Origin of the sequence: Allomuricauda sp. XS_ASV26 (genome assembly GCF_041224615.1) — a bacterium.
In the GTDB taxonomy this organism is placed as follows: Bacteria; Bacteroidota; Bacteroidia; order Flavobacteriales; family Flavobacteriaceae; genus Flagellimonas; species Flagellimonas alginolytica.
The window spans coordinates 892,089-913,898 of the sequence record NZ_JBGFGK010000031.1 but is presented as its reverse complement, the minus strand read 5'-3'; the positions used below and the strand labels follow the sequence as shown (position 1 = coordinate 913,898).

The following is a 21,810-nucleotide window of genomic DNA, read 5'->3' as shown; positions in this document are numbered from 1 at the left end:
TGAGGATGATCGGTTTAGGTATCACACACAAAAACCAACCGAACGATTTAATTAAAACACTACTCGTGAATTACGTAAAATGGAATTTTGGTATGAAAACTTATTTGCTCTACTATGGAATCGAACAGAATCTGTTGTATAAAATTTAGGTTTTTGGCCACCATGATCATCATATCGACCTCCCTGCTCTCCGCAAAGCATTGTATGGCCGACTTTACCTTTTGATTGGTAATGGTATGAAAACTGTGCACCTTCGGAAAGGTCTCTTCCATAAAGTCCATAAGATATTCCTTATTTTTCTGTTGCTCTTCACTTAGGGTATCACCATATTTCAAGGCATTCATGATCCTTAGTTGCGCATTGCTGCACTGCACCATTTCCACCATGGGGAGCAAGATCTTTAAGGAATAAAATATATTAAAGTCCGTAGGGAAAGCTATTTCTCGGGGTTTGGACAAATCAACATGCTGCGGAACCACGAGAGTATTGCACTGCACTTTGGTAATAACATCGCCGGCATTGCTTCCCACCACTTTTTCCCGAACACCGGAAACACCTTTGGTACCCATTACAATAAGATGGATATCTTGTTCTTCCAGATGTTTTTTTATGATCGGAATAAAGAATCCATACTCGTGCAAAGCGAAAAAAAAGTGATTGGCCTCAGTACTTTTTTTACGTTCCGCCCGTACCAGATCATTCAGTCGCCTTTTAGTATTTTTTCTGGTCTCGTCCGTTTTTTCTCGAAGCGATTCTGCATCAGCTCTGGTATCCAGTAGGGTGCCAACATATAACACGTAGAAATTGCATTCCATTCCGCTGAGCAGCACTTGGGCATACTTTAGCGCCTGAATGGAATTTTCCGAAAAATCCGTGGGGACCAGAATATTCTTCATTTGTCATAAATTGATGGTGTAAGATTGCTATTGATTAAAACAAACGGAATGATAAATATCACTTGCCCTATTTATGACGTGATTTTTTAGTGGACCTGCTCCAATGCCTCTGGTTCCAACACAAGAATATTTCTATTTTCTATGGCAATTAGTCCTTCATGCTTAAAATCGGAAAGGGTTCTGATCAGGCTCTCGGTGGCAATGCCTGCCACTCCGGCCAAATCGCTGCGCGCAATTTTTAATGGTCCACGTTTGTTCTTGTTTATTGCCCGAGAAAAACGCAATAAGGTCTGTGCGGTTTTCTTTCTTACCGAACTATAGGCCATTTGCAGCAATTGTTTTTTAATGTCGGACAAATTATCGGTGATTACATCCATCAGTTCCAAGGAAACGCTTTTATTATCTTCCAAAATTGCCTTGACCTTTTCCTTGGAGATTCCTGCTAACTCAACATCTTCAATGGCAATGGCATATTCCTGATAGGGCAAATGGTCCGTAAGGGATGTAAATCCCAAAAAATCGTCTTCCGAATATATAGCGGTAATCAGCTCCTTGCCTTCTTCGTCCAAGGCACAGCTCTTTATGACCCCTTTTAATATGAGGTAAACCATATTGGAATGATCTCCTCTATTGTAGATAATGTCGTCCTTGGCATAAGAAAGCAACTGACCATGGTCGTCAAAAAAGTTTTTGAGCTCGTTCAGAGATCGTATTTCACCCTCCCCATTTTTATTACTGGACTCATTGGATAGTACAGCTTGCATTTGTTCAGCTTTTTCCAGTCGGCAGGTTATGGCGCCCAATAGCTCCTCCTCTTCGAACGGCTTGGTCAAATAGTCATCTGCACCAAGGTTCATACCCCTTCTTACATCTTGCCTTTCCGTTTTTGCCGATATAAATATAAACGGGATATACCTTGTGGATTCCTTTGTAGATAATTCCTCCAATACCTCGTACCCATCCATTTCCGGCATCATGATATCGCAAAGAACCAGATCGGGACGTTCCTTTATGGCCATTGGAACGGCTATTTTTCCATTTGATGCCGAACATACGGTATAACCGGACAATTCCAACAGTTCCGCTACATTCTCCCTTAGCGAGGTGTCATCCTCAACCAGTAAGATTTTTTTCATTTTCCTTGTTTTTAATTGGTATGTGCAGTGTAAATGTGGATCCTTTTTCCTTGTTACTTTTAAAAGTAACATTGGCATCGAGGTTATGCATATGTTGCCTCACAATATTCAACCCGATTCCGGTTCCTTGAACTGTAAGTACATTGGAGGCCCGGTAGTACCTATCAAAAATAAAGGGTCGGTCTTCTGGTGGTATTCCAAAGCCTTCGTCGACCACCTCAATATTCAATTGCTCTTGCTCCATGGTTACCCTAAGCTCTATATCCGTTTCCTCGGGAGAATATTTTATCGCATTATGGACCAAATTGGATAAGGCCAGAACAAGCATTTTCTCATCAAAATCCAATACAATGCCATCGATATTGTTCGGGTATTTTATTCGTTGTCCTTCTTTTAGCAGCATATTGGCATCGTAGATCACCTCATTGATTACCTTGCTCAAGGGGAATGTGGTCAACTCATATTTTACCTTGCCCAGCTCCAACCGTTCTATGGACAAAAAGTCCGTTAGGATACCATCCAAGTACTTTACTTTTGATTTAATAGTGGCAATATGTTTGTCCCTTTTGTTTTGCTGTTCGGATTCGGTGTATTTGGCCAATAACGATGTTGAGGTGAGAATGCTGGTCAACGGCGTCTTAAACTCGTGCGACACCAATGAGAGGAACTTTGTTTTAAGTTCATTGAGCTTCTTTTCGGCCTTTAGGGCCTCTTGCAATTGTTGTGTTCTTTCCTCGACGGTCTTCTCCAGTTGCTGGGTATAATTTTTCCTTTCCGTAATATCCAAAACAATGGCCACAAATACTTTTCGTTTCCCTATAAAGGAAATCTGTAAATGTACCTCAACAGGATAGGTAGATCCGTCTTTGCGCTTATGTTCTGTTTCAAATACAACCTTTTGTTTGCGTTTGGACAACAATGGGGAAACCAAACGTCTCATTACCGCTTCCGAAAGGCTCGGTTTAATATCCAACACCGACATTTGTGCCAACTCTTGCATGCTGTAGCCCAAGTTTTTTTGAGCCCCGAGGTTTACATTGATAAAAACCAATGTTTCTGGATCAAAAACATAGATTTCATTTAGGGATTCATCAAAAATTTTAAACCAATAATCTATGGTTTCTTTGGCCTTCTTTTTTTCGGTGATATCCATGATCAAGGCCAATACATACCTTTTACTGTTCAATTTAAAAGGATTGAGGCTTATTTCCAGTGGAAACTCATCCCCATTTTTACATCGACCGAGCAAATCCAACCCTTTACCCATCTGCCGGGCCTTTCCATGTTGCATAAAACCAGAAACAAGTTTGCCATGGTCGGCTCTGGAGCTTTTGGGTATCAAAACATCCAATGGTTCGCCGATGAGCTCTCCTTCACCATAGCCAAACATTACATTTGCCGCATGGTTGCTAGCCGTAATACTATGTTGGTCATTCACAATCAGGATTCCCTCAGAAATGATTTCCGATAAAATATCCAGTACATCTATTTCTTTAAATCCTTCCATAACAGCAAATAAATTTACTGATTTACATCATGTAGAAAAACTTTACTGATAAGTATATTTATTGATTGAGCACTTAAACACAAAAGATCATGACACACAGGACGAAAATGGGCAACGAACTATATCAGAATTTGGGGAAACTATTCTATGCCATGGCCATGGCCGATCACAGTGTGCATATGAACGAAATGGAGAAATTTAACGAGGTGGTCCGTGAGCAATGGTTGGAAGTAGATGATATTGAGGACGAATTTGGTGCCGACGCCGCACTGCAGATAATCACCGTTTTTGATGGGCTACTGGAATATGAAAAAGACCCCGAGGAAATTTATGAAGAATTCGAAGCTTTTTATACGGAGCACGAACTGTTATTTACCCCAAAGATCAAAAATTTGGCCATGTCCACTTCGAGAGCGATCACAGCTTCGTTTTATGGCAGCAACAAATCGGAATTGATCTTATTGGGGCGTTTACAGCTGCTTTTTGACCGTTGATCACATTTTTATCGTCATAACAGGCATTTGCGCATGGTTGGAAACATTTTCGGCCAAACTGCCCACAACAAAATGTGCCAGACCTTTTCTACCATGTGTTGGAATTACCAATAGATCGGCATTCTTTTCCTGACAATACTTAAGAATTCCGCGTTCTACACTTGGGCTACTGTAGAAATTAATGTTGACGTCCTTGCCCAGCTCTTTTTTAAAGGCTTTCAGTCTTTTATCCACAATGTCGTATCCAATGAAGTTGGCCCCTGTGGTATTCACATAGACCACTTCTAAACTAGCATTGAACAATTTGGCAAAGGTATCGGCCTTAATATAAGCAGATACACTTTTATTGGCAAAATCAGTGGCCATGACCATTTTCTTTATGGTAAAATCTTGGTGTGGTTTTTTGATCACTATTACCGGAACATTGGATGTACGTACCACTTTTTCCGTATTGGACCCAACAAAAAGCTCGCTTATCCCGCTGGTACCGTGAGACCCCATCACCACCAAATCACAATTTTTCTCTTCGGCCACATTATTTACCTCCTCAAAGTCTTTGTAGTTTTGGATAATGGCCTCTAGCGATATTCCTTTGAGGTATTCTTTTTCTGTATATTGTTTGATTTTATCCTTCGCCAAGTTAAGATAGTATTTGGCTTCTGCCTCCTCTGCGATCTCGGAATTGGCCAGAACCGAATCGGACATTCCGATCATATGAAGCAAAACAATGCCTGCATTATGCTGTTTGGCAATAATGGCGGCTACATGCAAAGCATATTCCGAGTGTTCGGAAAAATCAACGGGAACCAGTATTTTTTTCATAATATCCATGGTTTGCGAAAAATGACATTGGCTACCAAATCAAGTACTGCCTTGTTCGGCAATACCCTGTACCATTTCCATTTTTTTATTTCGACTAAAATTAGGTTTCGTGTATTTTAATTCCAATGATCTAGGTCATATCCAAACCTCGATCGGATTTTACTCCAATCTGTCCAGTTTCTTTTTAAGTAAGGCGACCTCTTGCTGTAAACTTTCCACCTGCCCCAAAAGATGGTGCACGGCTTGTATCCCTTCCGGGTTTATATCGAGGTCATGATGCAGACGCACCATTTTTTCCAAAAGGGGAAGATCGTCCAGGTGGAGCATTCCCGCTTCTTTTTCCTGTTGGACCTGCAAAATTTCGTATTCGTACATGGAATAGATAAAAGATTCGCCTACCCCATGGTTTTCACAAAATGTTTTGATGGATATAAAGTTTTCTTTTTTCATGACTGTGCTATGCTAGATTGGTCTTTGCCAAGGATTCGAAGAGGCTTTTCTGTTCTTGTGTAAGGTGCTTTGGAATTTTAACGGTATAGGTTAAATAGAGGTCCCCAAATTCTCCTTCTTTCTTATATTTAGGAAATCCTTTCCCTTTGAGTTTAACTTTGGTGCCATTATCGGTCCCCGGTGCCAGTTTTAATTTAACCCTACCCGTTAAAGTTTCGACCTGAATATCGCCTCCAAGTACCGCTTTCACCAATGGAATTTGAACCGTCTTGTACAGGTTTGCTCCATCTCGTTTAAAAGCGGTATGGTTTACAATGGAAAATGTAATGTAAAGGTCCCCGGCAGGGCCTCCATCGATTCCCGGACCTCCATGTCCTTTTATTTTAATGGTCTGTCCGTCCTCGATACCGGCAGGGATGGTCAATCGGATATTTTTTCCGTTAACGGTAAGGGTCTGTTTTTGTGTCGTGTACACATCCATCAACGACAATTGGAGCTGGGCATTGTAATCTTGGCCACGAAAATGGACCTTTTTGCCTTTGGAACCAAAACTTGATGCTCCACCGAACATGGACTCGAAAAAATCGGAAAAATCTTGGTTCGCCCCTCCAGTGCGACGATAGGTATACCCTTCAAAATCATTTTGTCCAGCATATTGGGTGCGGGATCGCTTGTTTTTTTCAAACGCTTCGGCGTGCTGCCAGTCCTTGCCATATTCGTCGTACTTTTTCCTTTTTTCGGTATCCGAGAGTACCTCATGGGCCTCGTTGACCCGTTTAAAGTTTTTCTCCGCTTCGGCATCATTCGGGTTAAGATCTGGATGATATTTCCTCGCTAATTTGCGATATGCCTTTTTTATTTGTTCGGGCGACGCCTTTTTATCAATCCCCAAAACCTTATAATAATCGATAAACTCCATAAATGGTCACAAAATCTTAGTGGTACAACCTAAAAATCATTTGAATAAAAGATTCTTTCAAATTTTTATAAAAAACTTACTTCTTTCCAATGACCTATATCAGTCAATTGGTTCGCATAGTGGACCTATGGTTTTTCATTTTTATATTTTAGGAACATCCCATACCTTTAAAAAAGAAACAATTTCTATTCAAATGATCATACATCAATTTGACCAGACCAATTCGGTACTCAACACATTTATTTCCGAAATTAGGGATGTGGAGATCCAAAAGGATTCCATGCGTTTTCGAAGAAACATTGAACGAATCGGCGAAGTTCTAGCTTATGAATTGAGTCGGTCCTTGGATTATGAAGCTAGAGAAATACAAACGCCTTTGGGCACCAAAAAAACCTTTGGATGCAAGGACGACCTAGTGCTTTGTTCGGTCCTAAGGGCCGGATTGCCCCTACATCAGGGCATGTTAAATTATTTTGACCGGGCCGAGAATGCCTTTATTTCGGCGTACAGACACCACCCCAACGATGATGATGATTTTGAGGTGATCGTAAAATATTTTGCCGCACCATCTTTGGATGGTAAGGTTTTGGTACTCACCGACCCCATGCTGGCAACAGGAAAAACTTTGGAGAATGTGCTCAATGCCCTAAAGAGTCATGGAACACCAAAACAGATTCATATCCTATCGGTAATTGGTTCCAAATCTGGGATTGCCAAAGTGGAAAAGGTCTTTCCAAGCGACACTCAACTTTGGATCGCTACGGTGGACGAACACTTAACGAGCAAAGGCTATATTATTCCAGGGCTTGGTGATGCTGGTGATTTAAGTTATGGCCCTAAACTGTAATCTTTTAAGTTTTATAGTATAATTTCAACAACTTCGTGAATGTTAGGGATATGGCAGTCCCAACCGAAATTTTCCCGGATTTTGTCCTTGTAGGCTTCCATTGCGGACTTTTCACCATGTACCAGGAACACTTTTTCTGGAACGTTTTTAATGGAGCCCATCCAGTTCACCAACTCACCTTGGTCCGCATGTGCGGATAAGCTTTCCAAGTGGTGTACCTGTGCATTTATGGGTATTGTTTTGCCATAGATCTTGAGTTCTGTCGCTCCTTCGAGAAGTTTTCTACCACGGGTTTCTTCCGCCTGGTACCCAACAAGTAATATCGAAGTGGATATCATATCGCCCAATTGTTTAATGTAGGTAAGAACCCTTCCTCCCGTTACCATACCACTACCGGCAATTACAATTTTTGCCCTGGGGTCGTCAATGGTTTCCCAGGTTTCGGCATAAGAACTCACTATATTGATATGGTTACACATATTCCGATACTCTACGGGTGTAAGTTTATGCCAGTCAGGGTAATGTTCAAATACTTGCAGAACATTGTTGCCCATTGGACTATCCACAAAAATGGGGATATTGGGAATCTTGTTCTTTTTGTAGAGTTTCCACAATTGGTACATGAGCGATTGTAATCGTTCCACCGCAAAAGAAGGTATAATCAAGGTCCCTTTTTTGTACAAGGTATCATTGACCAGCTCTACCAGCTTCTGCCCAACATCCTCTATGGGATGTAGCCTATCTCCATAAGTGCTTTCCACCAACAGATAATCGGCCCATTCGGGTTGTTTTGGTGGATCCAGTAATTCATCTTGCTGCCTGCCCACATCCCCTGAAAAAACCAGGCGTTTACCAAATAGATCAATTTCTATATAGGTTGAACCAATAATATGTCCATTGTACAGGAATCGGGCATCGCAATGCTCGGACAATGAGACTTGCCCGCCTTCGTCGACTTGCTCAAAGAACCTCAAAGCGAAAGCCACATCTTCGGCAGTGTACAATGGCAGCGCCGGATGGTGTTTGCTGTATGCCTCTTTATTTGCTCTTTCTGCCTCTTCCTCTTGTATTTTGGCACTGTCTTCCAGAATGATCCTTGCAATGTCCAGACTTGGTCCGGTACCTAAAATTTTTCCTCGAAAACCTTGTTTTACCAAAAGAGGCAAATACCCACAATGATCCAGGTGACCGTGGGTGAGCAAAACATAGTCGATCTGGGAAACATCTATGGGCAAGCGTTCCCAATTTTTTTCCCTTAGCGCCTTAATACCTTGGAACAATCCACAATCCACCAAAATTTTTATTTCTTCGGTGTGCAAATAAAACTTAGATCCCGTAACAGTCCCAGACCCGCCCAAAAAGTGTATTTCCAGTTTATTCATAACGTCTTACGAATTGCACAATGATTTCATTTCTTTAAGAATTCGCTGTTTTCTGCCATTGGATACGCCCAAATGGTCTAGGTAAAAACTATCTTTTTCCAATTGCCTGCAAAGCACTACCCCACGTTCCAGCAAAAACTGTTTTTCCCTACCAGATAATAATGTGGATACGGTAATGGGGTATAACCGCAACCTATCTATCCTTTCCTTAAGTCCATCGCCATCCGGATAGTCCCAGCTCAATAAATACAATCCCACACAATTGCCGTAAGCAAGGGCATCTTTGGTAAATCTTGTGTTGGTCACAACCCAACCAAGGGTCGATGTGTAATTCTTATCTTTGTTGGATTCCATGGGACCTTTTACGTCTTGGTATCGTGCATTGATATATAATGGTACTTTTACATTGCATTTTAGTCCATCATCTCCATGAAATTTACACTCGATTACGTTCATTGTACCATTCTTAATGGCCAAAACATCTATTTCGTGGGCAACGCAGGTACCGTGGACCATTTCACCAACTTGTGTCTTGTATCCTGAATAATATAGAATCCCACTGATGAACTTTTCAAAAGGAAATCCGGTCGGGCCCAGTTCGTAAATAGCTTTTTTTAATTTGTATTTGGATGCATAAATGGATTTTTTCTTTTTAAGAAGGGCAAATGCTCTATTATGGATTTCCCGGGTCGAAATTCCGGGATACAATTCATCCACTACCCTACTTACGACCTCTTGTACCATTTCTTCGTTGGCCCCACAATGCTGAAGGGATCTTTCCAATTTATCGATGGAAAACTTGACCTGTTCACCGGAAGATTTAGTAATTTGGAGTTTATTGTTTGCCATATTACTAAAGTAAACATCCTTTTAGGAGAACGGTATGACATTCATCAATTTTACCAATAAGGGGTAATTGGGTCGATTAAAGCCCCCACAGGTACGGCAAAACAAAGAATACCGCAATTGCCATAATTATTATGGACAATATATTCATTAAAAATCCGGTTCGTACCATATCCTGTATACGTAGATAGCCCGAACCAAATACCACAGCATTAGGGGGTGTGGCCACGGGAAGCATAAATGCACAAGATGCGGCCGAAGTACACGCGACCATTAATAAATAAGGGTTTACGCCAAGCGTTATCGCCAACGGTGCCAGTACGGGCAGCATCATGGCGGTGGTGGCCAAATTTGAGGTAACTTCGGTCAAAAAGTTTACACAGGTTATGATCAAAAGCAGTAAAACGAACAATGGCAAGCTTTCAAAAACTGTCATTTGTCCACCAAGATAGTTGGCCAAACCAGTATCCTGAAATCCTTTTGCAATTGCCATTCCTCCACCAAACAATAATATGATTCCCCATGGTATTTGTACCGCTTCTCTCCAGTTAATCAAGGGCTCCCCTGTTTTATTGGCCGGAATCATAAAAAGGATAATTGCTGCACCTATGGCTATAATGGTATCATCCATATTGGGCATGAACTGCTGTAACAAGAACGATCTTGTGATCCAACAAAAGGCCGTGAACACAAAAACGAACAATACCCGCTTTTCTTCTGTTCCCAAGGGTCCCAATTCGGCCAATAGCCTATTTATTTCTTCTTTGCCCCCTGGAAACCGGGTCTGTTTTAAAGGAAATGCAATTCGAGTAAGATAAAGCCAGGCCAGTATTAAAAGTATAGAAGATACGGGCAGTCCGTATTTCATCCATTGCCAAAAGCTAATATCCACGCCGTAGGTCTTCTGAACGAATCCGGCAAATACCAAATTTGGGGGTGTTCCGATTAAAGTTGCAATCCCACCGATCGAAGCGGCATAGGCAATGGCCAGCATTAATAATTTACTGAATATTTTATTTTCATCCTCCGGTGTATCCGGATTGTCCTTTAATTGTTTTACAATGGAAACGGCCATTGGGATTACCATTACGGTTGTTGCCGTATTGGAGATCCACATGGAAAGAAACGCAGTGGCCACCATAAATCCCAATACAATGGTGTACATATTGGTTCCGATGGTTTTAATGATCTGCAGTGCTATCCTCTTATGAAGGTTCCACTTTTCAATGGCTGCCGCCAAAATAAAACCACCCATAAACAGAAAAACATACTTGTGTCCATAGCTCGCAGTGGTATCGCTCAATGCAACAGCATCCAAAAGGGGGAACATTAGTATGGGCAATAAAGCGGTGACCGCAATGGGCAACACTTCAAAAACCCACCATACTCCAATCCACACGGTGGCCGCCAGCACGTTTTTGCCCTGTACGGAGAGTGTTTCATCTTTAAAGAATAACTGAATCAGGATAAAAAGTAGCGGGCCTAATACTAGACCGAATTTCTTGTAGGACATAGGAGTTGGATAGTTAGTTTTTGTGCAAATAAAAAAGGGATGGTGGCCCTAAAGCTACACCACCCCCTTCCGAAGATTACTAGATTTAGTCGATATTTTCCTTATCCATCCAGTATAGTAAATAAGGAATGTTATATGCATGTGTCCATCCAAAAACACGCAGTCCTTGGTTGGTCTGCCAATTGGTAAATCGTCCCTTGCTCATGGGCAGATTGGATATTCCCAAAAGGTCTTTACTATAGTCTTCTGTTGAATCGTATTGGTCAGGTGATTTTGGCAATTCACCTACTTTAAGTATTTCCGCCCTTGCTAAGGCTTCGTCCAAGTAGCTTTGCTGTCCACTTATCTCATAACCTAGCAATAGAGGGTAAATGGTAGCCAAATACGATTCCATTTCGTGGTTCAATGGAGGTACATCGCGCACCCATCTGGCGTGCTTCAATAGGGCCTTGCGTACTTTTTCATCACCTGTAATCTGTTGATATTTATATAGTCCTTGCGCCACATAGGGCTGGGAATATCCATATCTATCCAACAATAGGTTTCCGCCTTGGCGTTCTTGGAATTCGAGCATTAATCGTACCCTATCGTCCAGCTCATCCTTATATTTCTGCAATTTTGTGGCATCGTACAACTCAACCATATTGAGTACGGACAAATACAACCTTCTACCTCGCAAATCGTGTTCACCCCATATTCGGTTAATGTAGGTGTCTCCTGTCATTTTAGCTACTTCCAAGGCTCTATGGTCGCCTGTTAGATAGTAATCGGCGATCCAACCCTGAATCCAAACGTGTGCACTTAATAACGAATACCAGTGTTCTGCGGCATGTCGTCTACCTATTCCCAAATATGGTGTGGATTCTGGCTCGTCCTTAAAGTTCCAAAAGTCGATGGCGTCGTTGATCTGGCCATAATACGTTCGCTTTTTCGGCCAGTGTATGTTGTCCACATCCATGGTATGTCTGCTCATGGCTTGGGCCAGTTCAAAATACTTGGGGTCGCCCGTTCGCATAAAGTTGGTCCACAACATAAAATCCACTGTGGGCTCGTTGTTGGTCCACTGTACCCAATGGCCGTTATAGTAATAGGTTTTTCCATCACCATAGTTGAACATGCCGTACCATGGCTGATTTTTTTGGTTGTAGGCCCACCATTGATATCTATATTGAAGGGCATTTTCGAACTCAGTATGTTCGGATGATGCGGGTGCCATATTGCCATACACCTTGGAATTGGTGTACCACTCCGGTGTGGCGTGTGCGACTGGGCTTTCGACTACATAATCCATTTTTTCGGCAACGTCGTTCTTGTTGTCGTGGAAGTAATATATGAACTCGGTAGTTTTGGTTATCCCTTGGGCAAAATTGGACAACATTCCGCCGTCCATGGCCGTATGGTGTCTTTCAAAGCTCATGGGCCCATTCTCTTCCGGCCAAATGCTTCCCAAAAGCAAATTATTGGCGGGATCTACTTTTATCCCTTTGGGATATTCTTTCATAAAGTTTCGTATCCCTACGCCAATTCCCCTTTTGCCATCTGTTACGTTCAACCAACCTTTGGCTCTTTGTGATTTTGCGACTTCTTCTGTTCCATGGGTTACCGTTGCCTGGAATTCTTCGTCTATTTTGTTTGCACCATCACTATTTTTTGTGGCTTGGCCCAGATAAACATCCCTTAAGGTAGGTGGACTTTTCTTGGCCGGTCCTTTTTGTAGCAATTGTATGGATGAGCCATCGAGACCCGTCTCTTTCATTGTTGATGGAGCGTTATCTTTCTTCCAAGAGCCTTCTTGCAATGGCATGGAAACGGTTGCATTTTCGTCCAAATGGTATTTTAACTGAAGTCCAATTCCCGCTATTTGATCATTGGGCTGGGTCCAACCTTCGTCGTCGGCTGTGTTCTCCGAAATAATTTTTTCTTTCTGTGTGGCAATATTTGCGTGCTCCCCTTCCTGAATTTTGTGCTTATCCGGAACTCCGGTATACGTCATGGTATGCAACACTTTTATGTAACTTTTTCCTGCATATGCGTGCAGCCAGATGGTAAAAGGCGATAAGTTGTTATCGTCCCTACTGAAGGTATAGGTTCCCTCTATCCTAAAAATGGAATGCATTGGACCTGAGCCTTTTTCACGGAACACTTCATTGATCACCGCTTTGGATGAATCGATACCTGCATCATCGAGTAAATCGAAAAAAGAACCTCTATTACTGCCCGGTGAAGATGCAATCAGCTCTTTCTCTGAAAATTCGCCGTCGTTATTGGAATCTAAAAAGACTTCATCCAAAAATCCGTCCCCTTTTTTATGAATGTTAAAGGAAATGGCTCCCGTATTTACTTCGATTCCACCACTTGGCCTCATGTTGTTGGCCGATATTATTTTTTCCGTAGGACGCATTGGTACAACTCCTTCACCATACTCCAGCACATAATCTGTGGTTTCTTCGGAGAAGAAAAATACCCACACCCATTTTATACTATCATCGATAGGGCCCCAAGTACTCACTTCTGTGGTCTGGCACGGGATTTCGGTACCATCTGATGTCAGTAAACGAATATGGTCCACTGAGTTTAATTCTCCTTTTGGAAAAGGTATCCCTAAAGTTATGGGCGCCCCTTTTTTATTATTTTCGACTGTAATGCTCAGCTGATTTCCCGCTACTTTGGGTTCAGCACAGGATTGAAGCAGCAAGCATGCCAGAACTAGTGTTAGTAATATTCTCATTGGTTCAGTAAGGTTATTTTTTTAAAGACAAAGTGCAGCAGCACCCAAGATGGGCGAATCCACCAGATCCGAGATTTCTATTTTAAAATTTTCTAATTGCTTTTGGTATGCGAATGTTTTGAGCGCATCATCCAATGCGGATTTAAATAGAGGATGGGCTTTACTTATGGAGCCACCTAGAATTATGGCTTCCGGAGCAAACAAATACAATATGTTCTTTATCGCTTCGCCCAGATGCATACCATATTCTTTAAAGGCAGCGATAGCTTTTATATCATTTTCCAAAGCTTTTGCGTAGAGAATTCTTGCAGATGTACCATAGGCATCTTCAAAAAAGAAACTGCCCGTGTACTGTTCCAAAATTCCATCTTTGTACGATAGCATTCCAACTTCCCCTGCACCACACAAAACTCCGTTGTACAATTTATTTTCTATTATGATTCCCATACCGAGACCGGTTCCCAAGGAAAGGGCTACACAATTTTTATAATCGGTAGCTTTTCCAAAATGCTTTTCTCCCAATGCAAAACAATTGGCATCGTTGTTTAAGAAAACCGGTACATTGAACTTATCCTGTAAGAATTGCTTTAATGGTACTTTTTTCCAAGATGGAATGTTCTGTACATCGAACACCACGCCGGAATCTGCGTCGACCACTGCCGGCACACCTACGCCAATGGCGGTAACGGAGTCGTTCATCACTTCTTCAATGGTTTCGTATAATTTGGCCAGTGAAGTTTCCAGGGAATCATTTTTATCCACCATGGAAAAACCTGTCCGTTCCACTTGTGTTCCCAAAACCCTGCCTGTTTTGATCTTGGTTCCTCCGATATCCACTCCCAAAACTGTTCGTGTTTCTTCTGCCACTAGTCTTTCTTTAAGCTGATGGTTTTATTGTTTACTAAAGGTTTGGCCCAAAATCCGATAGATAGGATAAAGCCCAAAGGAATGATCAGAAAGAACATTCCCGATTGTAGGGACATGATTTCCCCTAGCCCTCCAACTATGAAAGGTATTACTGCTCCACCAGCTATACCGGTACATAAAATTCCGGATAATGATCCATGATGTTCCTTGACCGAATTCAAGGCCAATGAGAATATTATGGAATACATTACAGAGATAAAGAAGCCTACCATTGGGAAGCCGATCAATGCCATTTGGGCGGAACCGGTAAGTGCCACCACCAAGCATACTATGGTAATGGACGTGGCCAAAATCAAGAGTTTTCGGCTATCCATAAACTTAAGCAATAACAAGCCCAGTAAACAGCCTACGGTCAACATGGCCCAGAAATAGGATACTGTATTCGCACCTACCGTTTGTGGATCCAGTCCGTGATATTGACTTAGGAACTGTGATATCCAGTTACCCACCCCTTGTTCCGTTCCCACGTAACAAAATATTCCCAGGAAGTAAAGTATGGTCCATTTATTTTTTAAAAGGTCCCAGTAAGAACTACGGTCCCCAGCTTTTTCCTCTTCCGTTTTTTCAAACTTCGGATACTTGGTAAAGAATACATAAAAGAACAAGATCAACGCGATTGCTGCAAAAACGATATACAATGAGGCCCATGGTAAATCTTGTGGGACCCATCCGCGCAATGTTTCTGCCAAGGTATCGTCCGTGTTGTCCTTGCTCACCAAATATTTGTACAAATAGGGACTTAAAAAGGAGGCTGCACCAAATACCAATTGTGCCAGTACCGAGTTGAAGGCAAAATGCTCTTCGCCACCCGCTACGCGCAACATTGGATTGATAATTACCTGTAATACGGCCATACAACAACCCAATACAAAAAGGGTAATACTAAAAACAGCGTATTGCGGTAATAGGGCAAAACCCAGGGAAGCAAGCGCCATGACCAAAAATGAAACGGATAGTAGTGTCCGTTCACTGTATTTTTCTGATAAAAACCCGGCTGGTATGGACATAATCCCATATGCTATAAAAAAGGTGAAAGGCAATAATCCTGTCAATGTAAGACTAAGGTCAAAACTGTCCTTTACATCAACGATAATCGAATTAAGGATATTAGTAATGAACGATATCACAAAAAATACGATCATTACCAAGCCTATAATATGTATATACCTTTTGGTCGTGGGCTTGCTGTTCTCCATTTTAATTGGTTGGTTAATTACACTTGGATTTTTCCTGGGTGGTCAATGCCTATTTTCTTATTTAGAACCCAACATTGGGAACATTTCTTTGATTTCCTCTTCGGTAGGTTGCTTTCCGTATTCACAAATTTCGAAAACCTCTACTTGTTTAACTTTTGACACATCTACATTTGGGTACCATTTTTTAACAGCTTCCAATGTGCTTGCATCCGGTTTTCTGTCCATCCATCTTTCTTTTAGCCATGCCAATCTTGCTTTTTCCTCTGTTGGTATGGTAGAAAGGTCTACACCTCTTGTCCAAGGCAACCATTCGAACATCTGGGAATCGTGAGCTGCCAAACCTTTTACTTTTACATCGATTACATCGTCCACAATTACCGCTATATCCTTTATGAATGGATAAGGCTTTTGGAAATGATCGCTCATGTAAAGGAATACCGGGTTCTTTTTTAGTGGTGGGGTATCGGGAGCTACATTGGGAACTATGTTCATGTAAGCTGCATCTTGTACCACTGAACCTGCATTTCTATGGTCTGGGTGATAATCGTTGGGTCTAAGGCCCAAAACAATATCTGCGTTCCAATCACGTATTCTGCGGATTACCTCCAAACGAACATTTAAAGTAGGCAACAATTCACCATCGTGATTGTCCAATACTTCGTACTCTGCAATGCCCAATGCCTTAGCGGCATTTACAGATTCTTGTCTTCGCTTTTTGCCTAAAATACCACCTCCCATTGCATGGTGGCCTGCATCACCATTGGTCAACGATAGGAACTTTACATTGTGTCCCATTTTAGCGAACAAAGCTGCAGTTCCACCAAATTTGGAATCACAATCATCCGGGTGTGCTCCGATGGCCAGAATATTCAACACTTTTTTTTGTTGTGCCTGCAATGTTGCCACGGCAAAGCATAAGCAAACAGCCATAATTAACTTTCTCATCTTACTATTTTATTTATTAGGTTATTATTTTACAATTCTGTTTCTGGTCGCTTTATAAAAAAGCAACTACACTGTTCTTTTTCAACACTTTAAGTTAGTTGATCGTCCATAGGTATAAGTAGGTAATCCATGGTTTGGGACCGATCAAACAAACTAACTTAATGAATGAAAACAAAACATAAACTCACGAATACTTCGTTGTCGATCTTTAGTTTTGCACAAAATTTGGATTGATGTCCATCTCCCTTTGTGGGATATAGAAATATTCTCTTGTGCCTGTTATAAAGTCCTCTGCATCAATTACCTTATCCGTTGCATTGAAACGTTTAAGGTCTGCCCATCGATGGTTCTCAAATGCGAGTTCAACTCTTCTTTCCTGCAACAACTTTTCTTCAAAAGTTCCTGGGCTGGATGCATCGATATCTGCCAATCCTGCTCTATTTCTAACTTCATTTATCAAATCGTAGCTTTCCGATGTTTCACCCAAGGCTTCGGCAAGCATCAACAATACATCGGCATAACGGAACACCACAAAATTGATATCAGAATCGTTTTCTATGGCCAAATCTGATTGATATTTCTTCACATGTAGCTGCTCAACGGTTTCACCTTCAAGGTTTTCGTAAGTAGCTGCCATGGAAACATCATATCTCAAATCTCCATCTTCGTAAGCATCCATCATAGATTGCGTTGGACGGTTTCTACCAAAACCAGATCCGGTCTGCAGATCGGTACTTGGTGAAAAATCGTTGGTAAACAAACTACCTTGACCAATTCCTCCACTGATATACTGCACTTCGAAAATGGACTCTACATTGTTCTCGTTGGACACGCCCCATAGATCCGAATAATTTGGTACTAATTCGTAACCATAGTTGGCAATGATTCTTCTGAGCACGGTTTCTGCGGCGGAATTTTCGCCCAATGTCAACAATACTTTGGCCAACAATGTTGCTGCAGCTCCCTTGGTCGCTTTACCCACTTCGCTTCCGCTGTAGGATACTGGCAAACCTTGTTCTGCAGTGGTCAAGTCGGTGACCAATTGTTGTAGCACTGTAGTTTCGTCCACTTGCGTAAGCTCGTCTCCAGCCACAAATGGGGTCAACTGCAAGGGAATATTGCCAAAACCGATTGCCAAATGGTAATACATTAAAGATCGAATAAACAATGCTTCACCAGCAAGTTGATCACTAAGTGCTGCGTCCAACTCAACATTTGGAATACGATCCAAGATAACGTTACAATTGGCTATTACCCTGTAAGATTCGCTCCATGCAGAGGTAACCTGCTCGTTCAAGGCGTCTTCGGTAAATGCATTTATTTCGGTATACTGACGTGCCAATCCGGTAGCATCCGGACCTTGATCTGTATTATCGCTTCGCATCTCGAACATGGTCCAATACCCTCTACCATATACACCAGTGCTTTGAAGACCGGCATAACTGGCGGTAACAGCGGCTTCAAAATCTTCCGCAGTGTTATAGAAGTCCGCCTCGTTCCTATTGGAAATTGGTGCTAGATCGGTAAAATCTTCACTACACCCGGTAAATAGTGCCGTGCATAGCATTATATATAGAATTCGTTTCATTTTTCTCAGTTTTTAGGTTAGAACTTAAGGTTTACGCCCAAGGTAAAGGATTTAGCCAATGGAAATGCTCCATAGTCCTCCCCAGGGGTTAAACTATTCGTGGTAATGCTACTAACCTCTGGGTTATAACCGAGGTAATCGGTAATGGTAAAGAGGTTTGTTCCCGTAACATAGAACCTAAGTTTCTGAATTTTGCTTCCAAAAAACTTATCGGTCGGCAAAGTGTAACCCAAGGTTACATTTCTTAATCGAACATAAGAACCGTCCTCTACTTGAAAAGAAGAAGGTCTATTGTTGTTACCGTGATTTCCGGATACCCTATCCGCCCTTGGCACAGAACCGCTTCCTGGCTGGGATTCCGATATCCAACGGTCATTGAATATGGCATAGGAGTTAAAGTTGGCCTCACCGTTCTTCATGTGTCTTGAAGTCAGGTTTAGAATTTCATTGCCTTCCACACCTTGAATCAAGAAACTGAAATCGATGTTCTTGTAGGTCAGCCTGTTGTTAATACCCCAGTTAAAATCCGGAAAGTAACTTCCTGTTACGGTTCTATCATCTGGAGTGATCTCTCCGTCACCATCGATATCCTTGAATCGGAAATCCCCAGGTGCTGGATCGGGCGCTTGTGTATCGAATGGTGCAGCATCAATCTCAGCTTGGGATTGATATACTCCGTCCACTACATAACCATAGTAGCTACCTATAGGATCTCCTACCCTGGTTACGTGTCGTACACCCGCACTACCTGAAGAATAAATAGGCTCATTGCCCTCGTTCAGGGAAAGTACTTCGTTTTTGTTGGTGGAGAAATTAACATCGGTATTCCAAGTAAAATCCTCACCTACAAAGTTCTTGGTGCTCAAAGCAAGTTCAAAACCTCTGTTTTGTACTTCTCCCAAATTTCTTAAAGTGGTCTCGAAACCAGAAACTGAAGAAATGGCCACGTTAAGCAACAAATCCCTTGTTTTAGTGTCGTAGTAATCGGCCAAAAGGAAAACTCTGTTGTTGAACAACCCTAATTCTATACCTAAATCTATTTGCTCGGATTTTTCCCAAGTTAGGTTTGGGTTTGGAATTGTGCTCTGTACAAGACCATTGATTTGGTTTCCTCCAAGGTTATAGTTCTGAGGCGATAAAAGACCAACAGCCCCATAATTCGGAATCTCAAAGTTACCTGTTTGTCCCCAGCTGGCACGCAATTTAAGTTCGGATATAGTTTCTGAATCCGCCAAAAAGTCCTCTTCGTTCAATCTCCATCCCAAAGAAAAGGAAGGGAAGTATCCTGTTTGGTTGTTTTTACCAAAACGAGAAGATTTATCGGAACGGAAAGTTCCAGTAAACAAATATTTATCCTTGTAACTATAATTCACCCTAAACAAGCTGGACAATAAAGACCACTGCTCTTTAATGGCAGTACCGCCATACACCTGTCCACCACTAACGGTCGGCACAAGATCGTCCGGATAATTATTGGCCAAAACACTTTTCAGGTGTACATTGTCCTTTTGCGCTGTATAACCAACTACTGCGTCTATATAGTGATCGCCGAACTCCTTGGTCCAGTTCAAGGTGTTCTCCCACAACCAGTTGGTCTCCGTAGAAGAAGATGCTTGTCCGTATGGATTCCCATCTGCCGAATTACGATATAACAATGTACTGGCCCTGTAAAAATCTTGGTTGTATAGGTTGATGTAAACCCCACCAAAGGTCTTGAAGCTTAATTCCGGAAGAATATCATAGGTCAAGGCAAGATTACCTCTTGTTTGAAACTGGAATATTTGATCATCCACCGCTTCAATAATGGCCAATGGGTTACTCGCTGTAGTTGTACCTCCTCCTAAATAAGACTGGTTGTTCAGCTGGTTGATTGTTCCATCGGGATTGTATGGAGCAACTGTTGGCGAGTGAACTATACCGGAATATACAATTCCAGGAGGTGTTCCAAAATATGGTGAATTTGCCGGAACCCTTTGGTTCTCTGTCACCGTAGGAGCCAATCTTAGGTCAAGGTTCAGTTTTTCCGTTAATTGGGAATTTACGTTCAACAATACGGAATATCTTTCAAACTTGGCCTTGTCAATAATACCAGTCTGCGAAAAATATCCTGTAGAAGCGTAAAAACTAGTTTTATTTCTTACCGGTGATGCATAGGAAAAGTTATAGCTCTGCACTACCCCTGTCTTGAACATAATATCTTGCCAATCGGTATCGGTTCCATCCCAGTTAAGGAATGATTCCGGCATCTCATAATTAGCATTTCCTCTATCACCAGGACCGATCGGATCATCGACAGATGCTCCCGGAACATCCTGAAGATACGCATTGTTTCTTGCATCTCTCGTAAAATCTATGAGTTCCTCGGCATTCATCAAATCCAATTTGTTGGCTACCGATTGAATACTCACATAAGAATCAAAGGAAAAAACTCCTTCATCATTGTTAGATCCTTTTTTTGTAGTGATCAAAAGAACACCGTTACCACCTCTTGAACCATAAATGGCAGCGGCACTTGCATCTTTCAATACTTGGATAGACTCAATATCATTTGGGTTCAAGGTTGCCAATGGGTTAATTGTAGGAGGCTGAAACGCAGCTCTTTGGCTTGCCACCCCACCCAATTGACTAGATGATGTAAGGTTTCTCGAAATAGGAATCCCATCTACCACGAACAATGGATCGTTTCCCGCAGAAATAGATCCCGACCCCCTAACTCGAATATTCGGTGCAGCACCTGGTTCACCAGAAACTTCTTGCACCTGAACACCTGTTACTTGTCCAATAAGGGCGCTTTCCGGAGTCAGAGCCGGTACTTCGGTTATGGTTTCCGGAGTAATGGAAACCACAGACCCGGTTACTTTTTTCTTTGCCAATGTACCGTATCCAACAACTACTACCTCTTCTAGAGCGGCAGCATCTTGTTCCAGGGTGATATTAACGGAAGTTTGTCCGGCAACATCGACTTCTTTTGCCTTAAAACCAATGTAGGTAACTCTGATTACCGTTACACCGGATGGCATGGTAATTTCGAAATTACCATCAAAATCCGTAGTAGCCCCAACCGTGGTACCCTTTGCTATAATGGTAGCTCCTGCCAACGGAATTCCTGCATTATCCAATACAACCCCGGTTAAGTTGGACTGTGGTGGGTTTTCAGCATTGATCTTCTTTTGTGGAACTAGGCTTTTCAAAGTCTTTTCTTTCTTTTTCACCACTATTTGTCTAGCAATGATCTCAAAAGAAAGGTCGGTACCTTTAAATACCTCTTTTAAGAAATCCTCGATGCAAAGATTTGCACCGTTTACGGTTACTTTTCGGTTTATGTTGACCTCGGTGGCCTCATAAAAGAACTTATAACCTGTTGTTTCTGTGATGGTTTCGAACACATCACTCAATCGTGTGTCATCAAAGTTCGCGGCCACTTTATCATATTGCGCGCAAGACGCTGCATTGACTTGCCCAAACATAAAGAGCAGGAAAAATCCATAAAGCAATTTTTGCCCGAGTTTAGGAACTATGGCACATATAGTCTTGGTTTTTTTCATAATTGAATTAGTCTAGTTAGTAATTTAAGTTTTTTGGTTTCTAAAGGTTTTCACATCATAGGCACTATT

General features: G+C 41.8%; 17 protein-coding genes. 2 read left to right on the top strand and 15 right to left on the bottom strand.

The annotated features are described in order from the left end of the window. Window positions 1-59 precede the first annotated feature (59 nt). The 3 genes from AB9K32_RS11465 to AB9K32_RS11455 form a co-directional block, all read right to left on the bottom strand. A complete protein-coding gene (locus AB9K32_RS11465; protein ID WP_369885237.1) occupies window positions 60-896 on the bottom strand; it encodes a universal stress protein in 837 nt (278 codons plus the stop codon). 86 nt (window positions 897-982) lie between these two features. After that, window positions 983-2,032 (bottom strand): response regulator, encoded by a 1,050-nt coding sequence (locus AB9K32_RS11460; RefSeq protein WP_369885236.1) that lies wholly within the window; start codon window positions 2,030-2,032, stop codon window positions 983-985. Then, window positions 2,010-3,539, bottom strand: coding sequence for a PAS domain S-box protein (locus tag AB9K32_RS11455; RefSeq protein WP_369885235.1), 1,530 nt, complete (start codon window positions 3,537-3,539; stop codon window positions 2,010-2,012). Before AB9K32_RS11455 ends, AB9K32_RS11460 begins: the two co-directional genes overlap by 23 nt. An 89-nt stretch (window positions 3,540-3,628) precedes the next feature. On the opposite strand from AB9K32_RS11455, the gene AB9K32_RS11450 reads away from it, so the two are divergent. Then, window positions 3,629-4,033, top strand: coding sequence for a hypothetical protein (locus AB9K32_RS11450; RefSeq protein ID WP_224834893.1), 405 nt, complete (start codon window positions 3,629-3,631; stop codon window positions 4,031-4,033). Here the strand turns inward: AB9K32_RS11450 and AB9K32_RS11445 are convergent, their stop codons facing one another. The 3 genes from AB9K32_RS11445 to AB9K32_RS11435 form a co-directional block, all read right to left on the bottom strand. Next, window positions 4,034-4,855, bottom strand: a complete 822-nt coding sequence (locus AB9K32_RS11445; RefSeq protein WP_224834894.1) for a universal stress protein — start codon at window positions 4,853-4,855, stop codon at window positions 4,034-4,036. It lies immediately after the preceding gene. 159 nt (window positions 4,856-5,014) lie between these two features. Further along, a complete protein-coding gene (locus AB9K32_RS11440) occupies window positions 5,015-5,305 on the bottom strand; it encodes a chaperone modulator CbpM (RefSeq protein ID WP_224834895.1) in 291 nt (96 codons plus the stop codon). Window positions 5,306-5,312: 7 nt separating this feature from the next. Further along, window positions 5,313-6,224 carry a J domain-containing protein gene (locus tag AB9K32_RS11435; RefSeq protein WP_338194158.1) on the bottom strand — a complete coding sequence of 304 codons (912 nt, stop codon included), beginning with the start codon at window positions 6,222-6,224 and terminating at the stop codon, window positions 5,313-5,315. A gap of 193 nt (window positions 6,225-6,417) precedes the next feature. Here AB9K32_RS11435 and upp point away from each other — a divergent pair, with 193 nt between their 5' ends. Next, the gene (gene upp / locus AB9K32_RS11430) at window positions 6,418-7,071 is read left to right on the top strand and encodes a uracil phosphoribosyltransferase (RefSeq protein ID WP_224834897.1); all 654 of its coding nucleotides are present in this window, start codon (window positions 6,418-6,420) and stop codon (window positions 7,069-7,071) included. 11 nt (window positions 7,072-7,082) lie between these two features. On the opposite strand, the gene AB9K32_RS11425 is transcribed toward upp, so the two are convergent. The 9 genes from AB9K32_RS11425 to AB9K32_RS11385 all read right to left on the bottom strand — a co-directional run bounded on the left by AB9K32_RS11425 (window position 7,083) and on the right by AB9K32_RS11385 (window position 21,741). Then, entirely contained in the window at window positions 7,083-8,453 is a 1,371-nt protein-coding gene (locus AB9K32_RS11425; RefSeq protein ID WP_369885234.1) for an MBL fold metallo-hydrolase RNA specificity domain-containing protein, read from the bottom strand. A gap of 6 nt (window positions 8,454-8,459) precedes the next feature. Then, on the bottom strand, window positions 8,460-9,302 hold the full coding sequence (locus AB9K32_RS11420) for an ATP cone domain-containing protein (RefSeq protein WP_369885233.1): 843 nt from the start codon (window positions 9,300-9,302) through the stop codon (window positions 8,460-8,462). A 76-nt stretch (window positions 9,303-9,378) separates the two neighbouring features. Further along, the gene (locus AB9K32_RS11415) at window positions 9,379-10,812 is read right to left on the bottom strand and encodes an SLC13 family permease (RefSeq protein WP_338194151.1); all 1,434 of its coding nucleotides are present in this window, start codon (window positions 10,810-10,812) and stop codon (window positions 9,379-9,381) included. A gap of 85 nt (window positions 10,813-10,897) precedes the next feature. Continuing rightward, window positions 10,898-13,540 (bottom strand): hypothetical protein, encoded by a 2,643-nt coding sequence (locus AB9K32_RS11410; RefSeq protein ID WP_369885232.1) that lies wholly within the window; start codon window positions 13,538-13,540, stop codon window positions 10,898-10,900. A gap of 21 nt (window positions 13,541-13,561) precedes the next feature. Then, complete coding sequence (locus AB9K32_RS11405; protein ID WP_369885231.1) at window positions 13,562-14,407, bottom strand: ROK family protein; 846 nt, start codon at window positions 14,405-14,407, stop codon at window positions 13,562-13,564. After that, entirely contained in the window at window positions 14,407-15,663 is a 1,257-nt protein-coding gene (locus tag AB9K32_RS11400) for an MFS transporter (RefSeq protein ID WP_224834903.1), read from the bottom strand. The genes AB9K32_RS11405 and AB9K32_RS11400 overlap by 1 nt, the downstream gene beginning before the upstream one ends. Before the next feature lie 57 nt (window positions 15,664-15,720). Further along, window positions 15,721-16,608: a PIG-L deacetylase family protein gene (locus AB9K32_RS11395; protein ID WP_224834904.1), complete on the bottom strand. Its 888-nt coding sequence runs from the start codon at window positions 16,606-16,608 to the stop codon at window positions 15,721-15,723. 208 nt (window positions 16,609-16,816) lie between these two features. Further along, window positions 16,817-18,196 carry a RagB/SusD family nutrient uptake outer membrane protein gene (locus AB9K32_RS11390; protein ID WP_369885230.1) on the bottom strand — a complete coding sequence of 460 codons (1,380 nt, stop codon included), beginning with the start codon at window positions 18,194-18,196 and terminating at the stop codon, window positions 16,817-16,819. A gap of 17 nt (window positions 18,197-18,213) precedes the next feature. After that, window positions 18,214-21,741 (bottom strand): TonB-dependent receptor, encoded by a 3,528-nt coding sequence (locus tag AB9K32_RS11385; protein WP_252079320.1) that lies wholly within the window; start codon window positions 21,739-21,741, stop codon window positions 18,214-18,216. Window positions 21,742-21,810: the final 69 nt, after the last annotated feature.

Excerpts from the sequence above, each read along its gene's own strand:
- AB9K32_RS11445 (WP_224834894.1), bottom strand. The coding sequence starts at position 4,855 with ATGAAAAAAATACTGGTTCCCGTTGATTTTTCCGAACACTCGGAATAT.
- AB9K32_RS11395 (WP_224834904.1), bottom strand. The coding sequence starts at position 16,608 with ATGAGAAAGTTAATTATGGCTGTTTGCTTATGCTTTGCCGTGGCAACA.
- AB9K32_RS11455 (WP_369885235.1), bottom strand. The coding sequence starts at position 3,539 with ATGGAAGGATTTAAAGAAATAGATGTACTGGATATTTTATCGGAAATC.
- AB9K32_RS11400 (WP_224834903.1), bottom strand. The coding sequence starts at position 15,663 with ATGGAGAACAGCAAGCCCACGACCAAAAGGTATATACATATTATAGGC.
- AB9K32_RS11435 (WP_338194158.1), bottom strand. The coding sequence starts at position 6,224 with ATGGAGTTTATCGATTATTATAAGGTTTTGGGGATTGATAAAAAGGCG.
- AB9K32_RS11450 (WP_224834893.1), top strand. The coding sequence starts at position 3,629 with ATGACACACAGGACGAAAATGGGCAACGAACTATATCAGAATTTGGGG.
- upp (WP_224834897.1), top strand. The coding sequence starts at position 6,418 with ATGATCATACATCAATTTGACCAGACCAATTCGGTACTCAACACATTT.
- AB9K32_RS11385 (WP_252079320.1), bottom strand. The coding sequence starts at position 21,741 with ATGAAAAAAACCAAGACTATATGTGCCATAGTTCCTAAACTCGGGCAA.
- AB9K32_RS11420 (WP_369885233.1), bottom strand. The coding sequence starts at position 9,302 with ATGGCAAACAATAAACTCCAAATTACTAAATCTTCCGGTGAACAGGTC.
- AB9K32_RS11460 (WP_369885236.1), bottom strand. The coding sequence starts at position 2,032 with ATGAAAAAAATCTTACTGGTTGAGGATGACACCTCGCTAAGGGAGAAT.
- AB9K32_RS11390 (WP_369885230.1), bottom strand. The coding sequence starts at position 18,196 with ATGAAACGAATTCTATATATAATGCTATGCACGGCACTATTTACCGGG.
- AB9K32_RS11415 (WP_338194151.1), bottom strand. The coding sequence starts at position 10,812 with ATGTCCTACAAGAAATTCGGTCTAGTATTAGGCCCGCTACTTTTTATC.
- AB9K32_RS11440 (WP_224834895.1), bottom strand. The coding sequence starts at position 5,305 with ATGAAAAAAGAAAACTTTATATCCATCAAAACATTTTGTGAAAACCAT.
- AB9K32_RS11465 (WP_369885237.1), bottom strand. The coding sequence starts at position 896 with ATGAAGAATATTCTGGTCCCCACGGATTTTTCGGAAAATTCCATTCAG.
- AB9K32_RS11425 (WP_369885234.1), bottom strand. The coding sequence starts at position 8,453 with ATGAATAAACTGGAAATACACTTTTTGGGCGGGTCTGGGACTGTTACG.
- AB9K32_RS11410 (WP_369885232.1), bottom strand. The coding sequence starts at position 13,540 with ATGAGAATATTACTAACACTAGTTCTGGCATGCTTGCTGCTTCAATCC.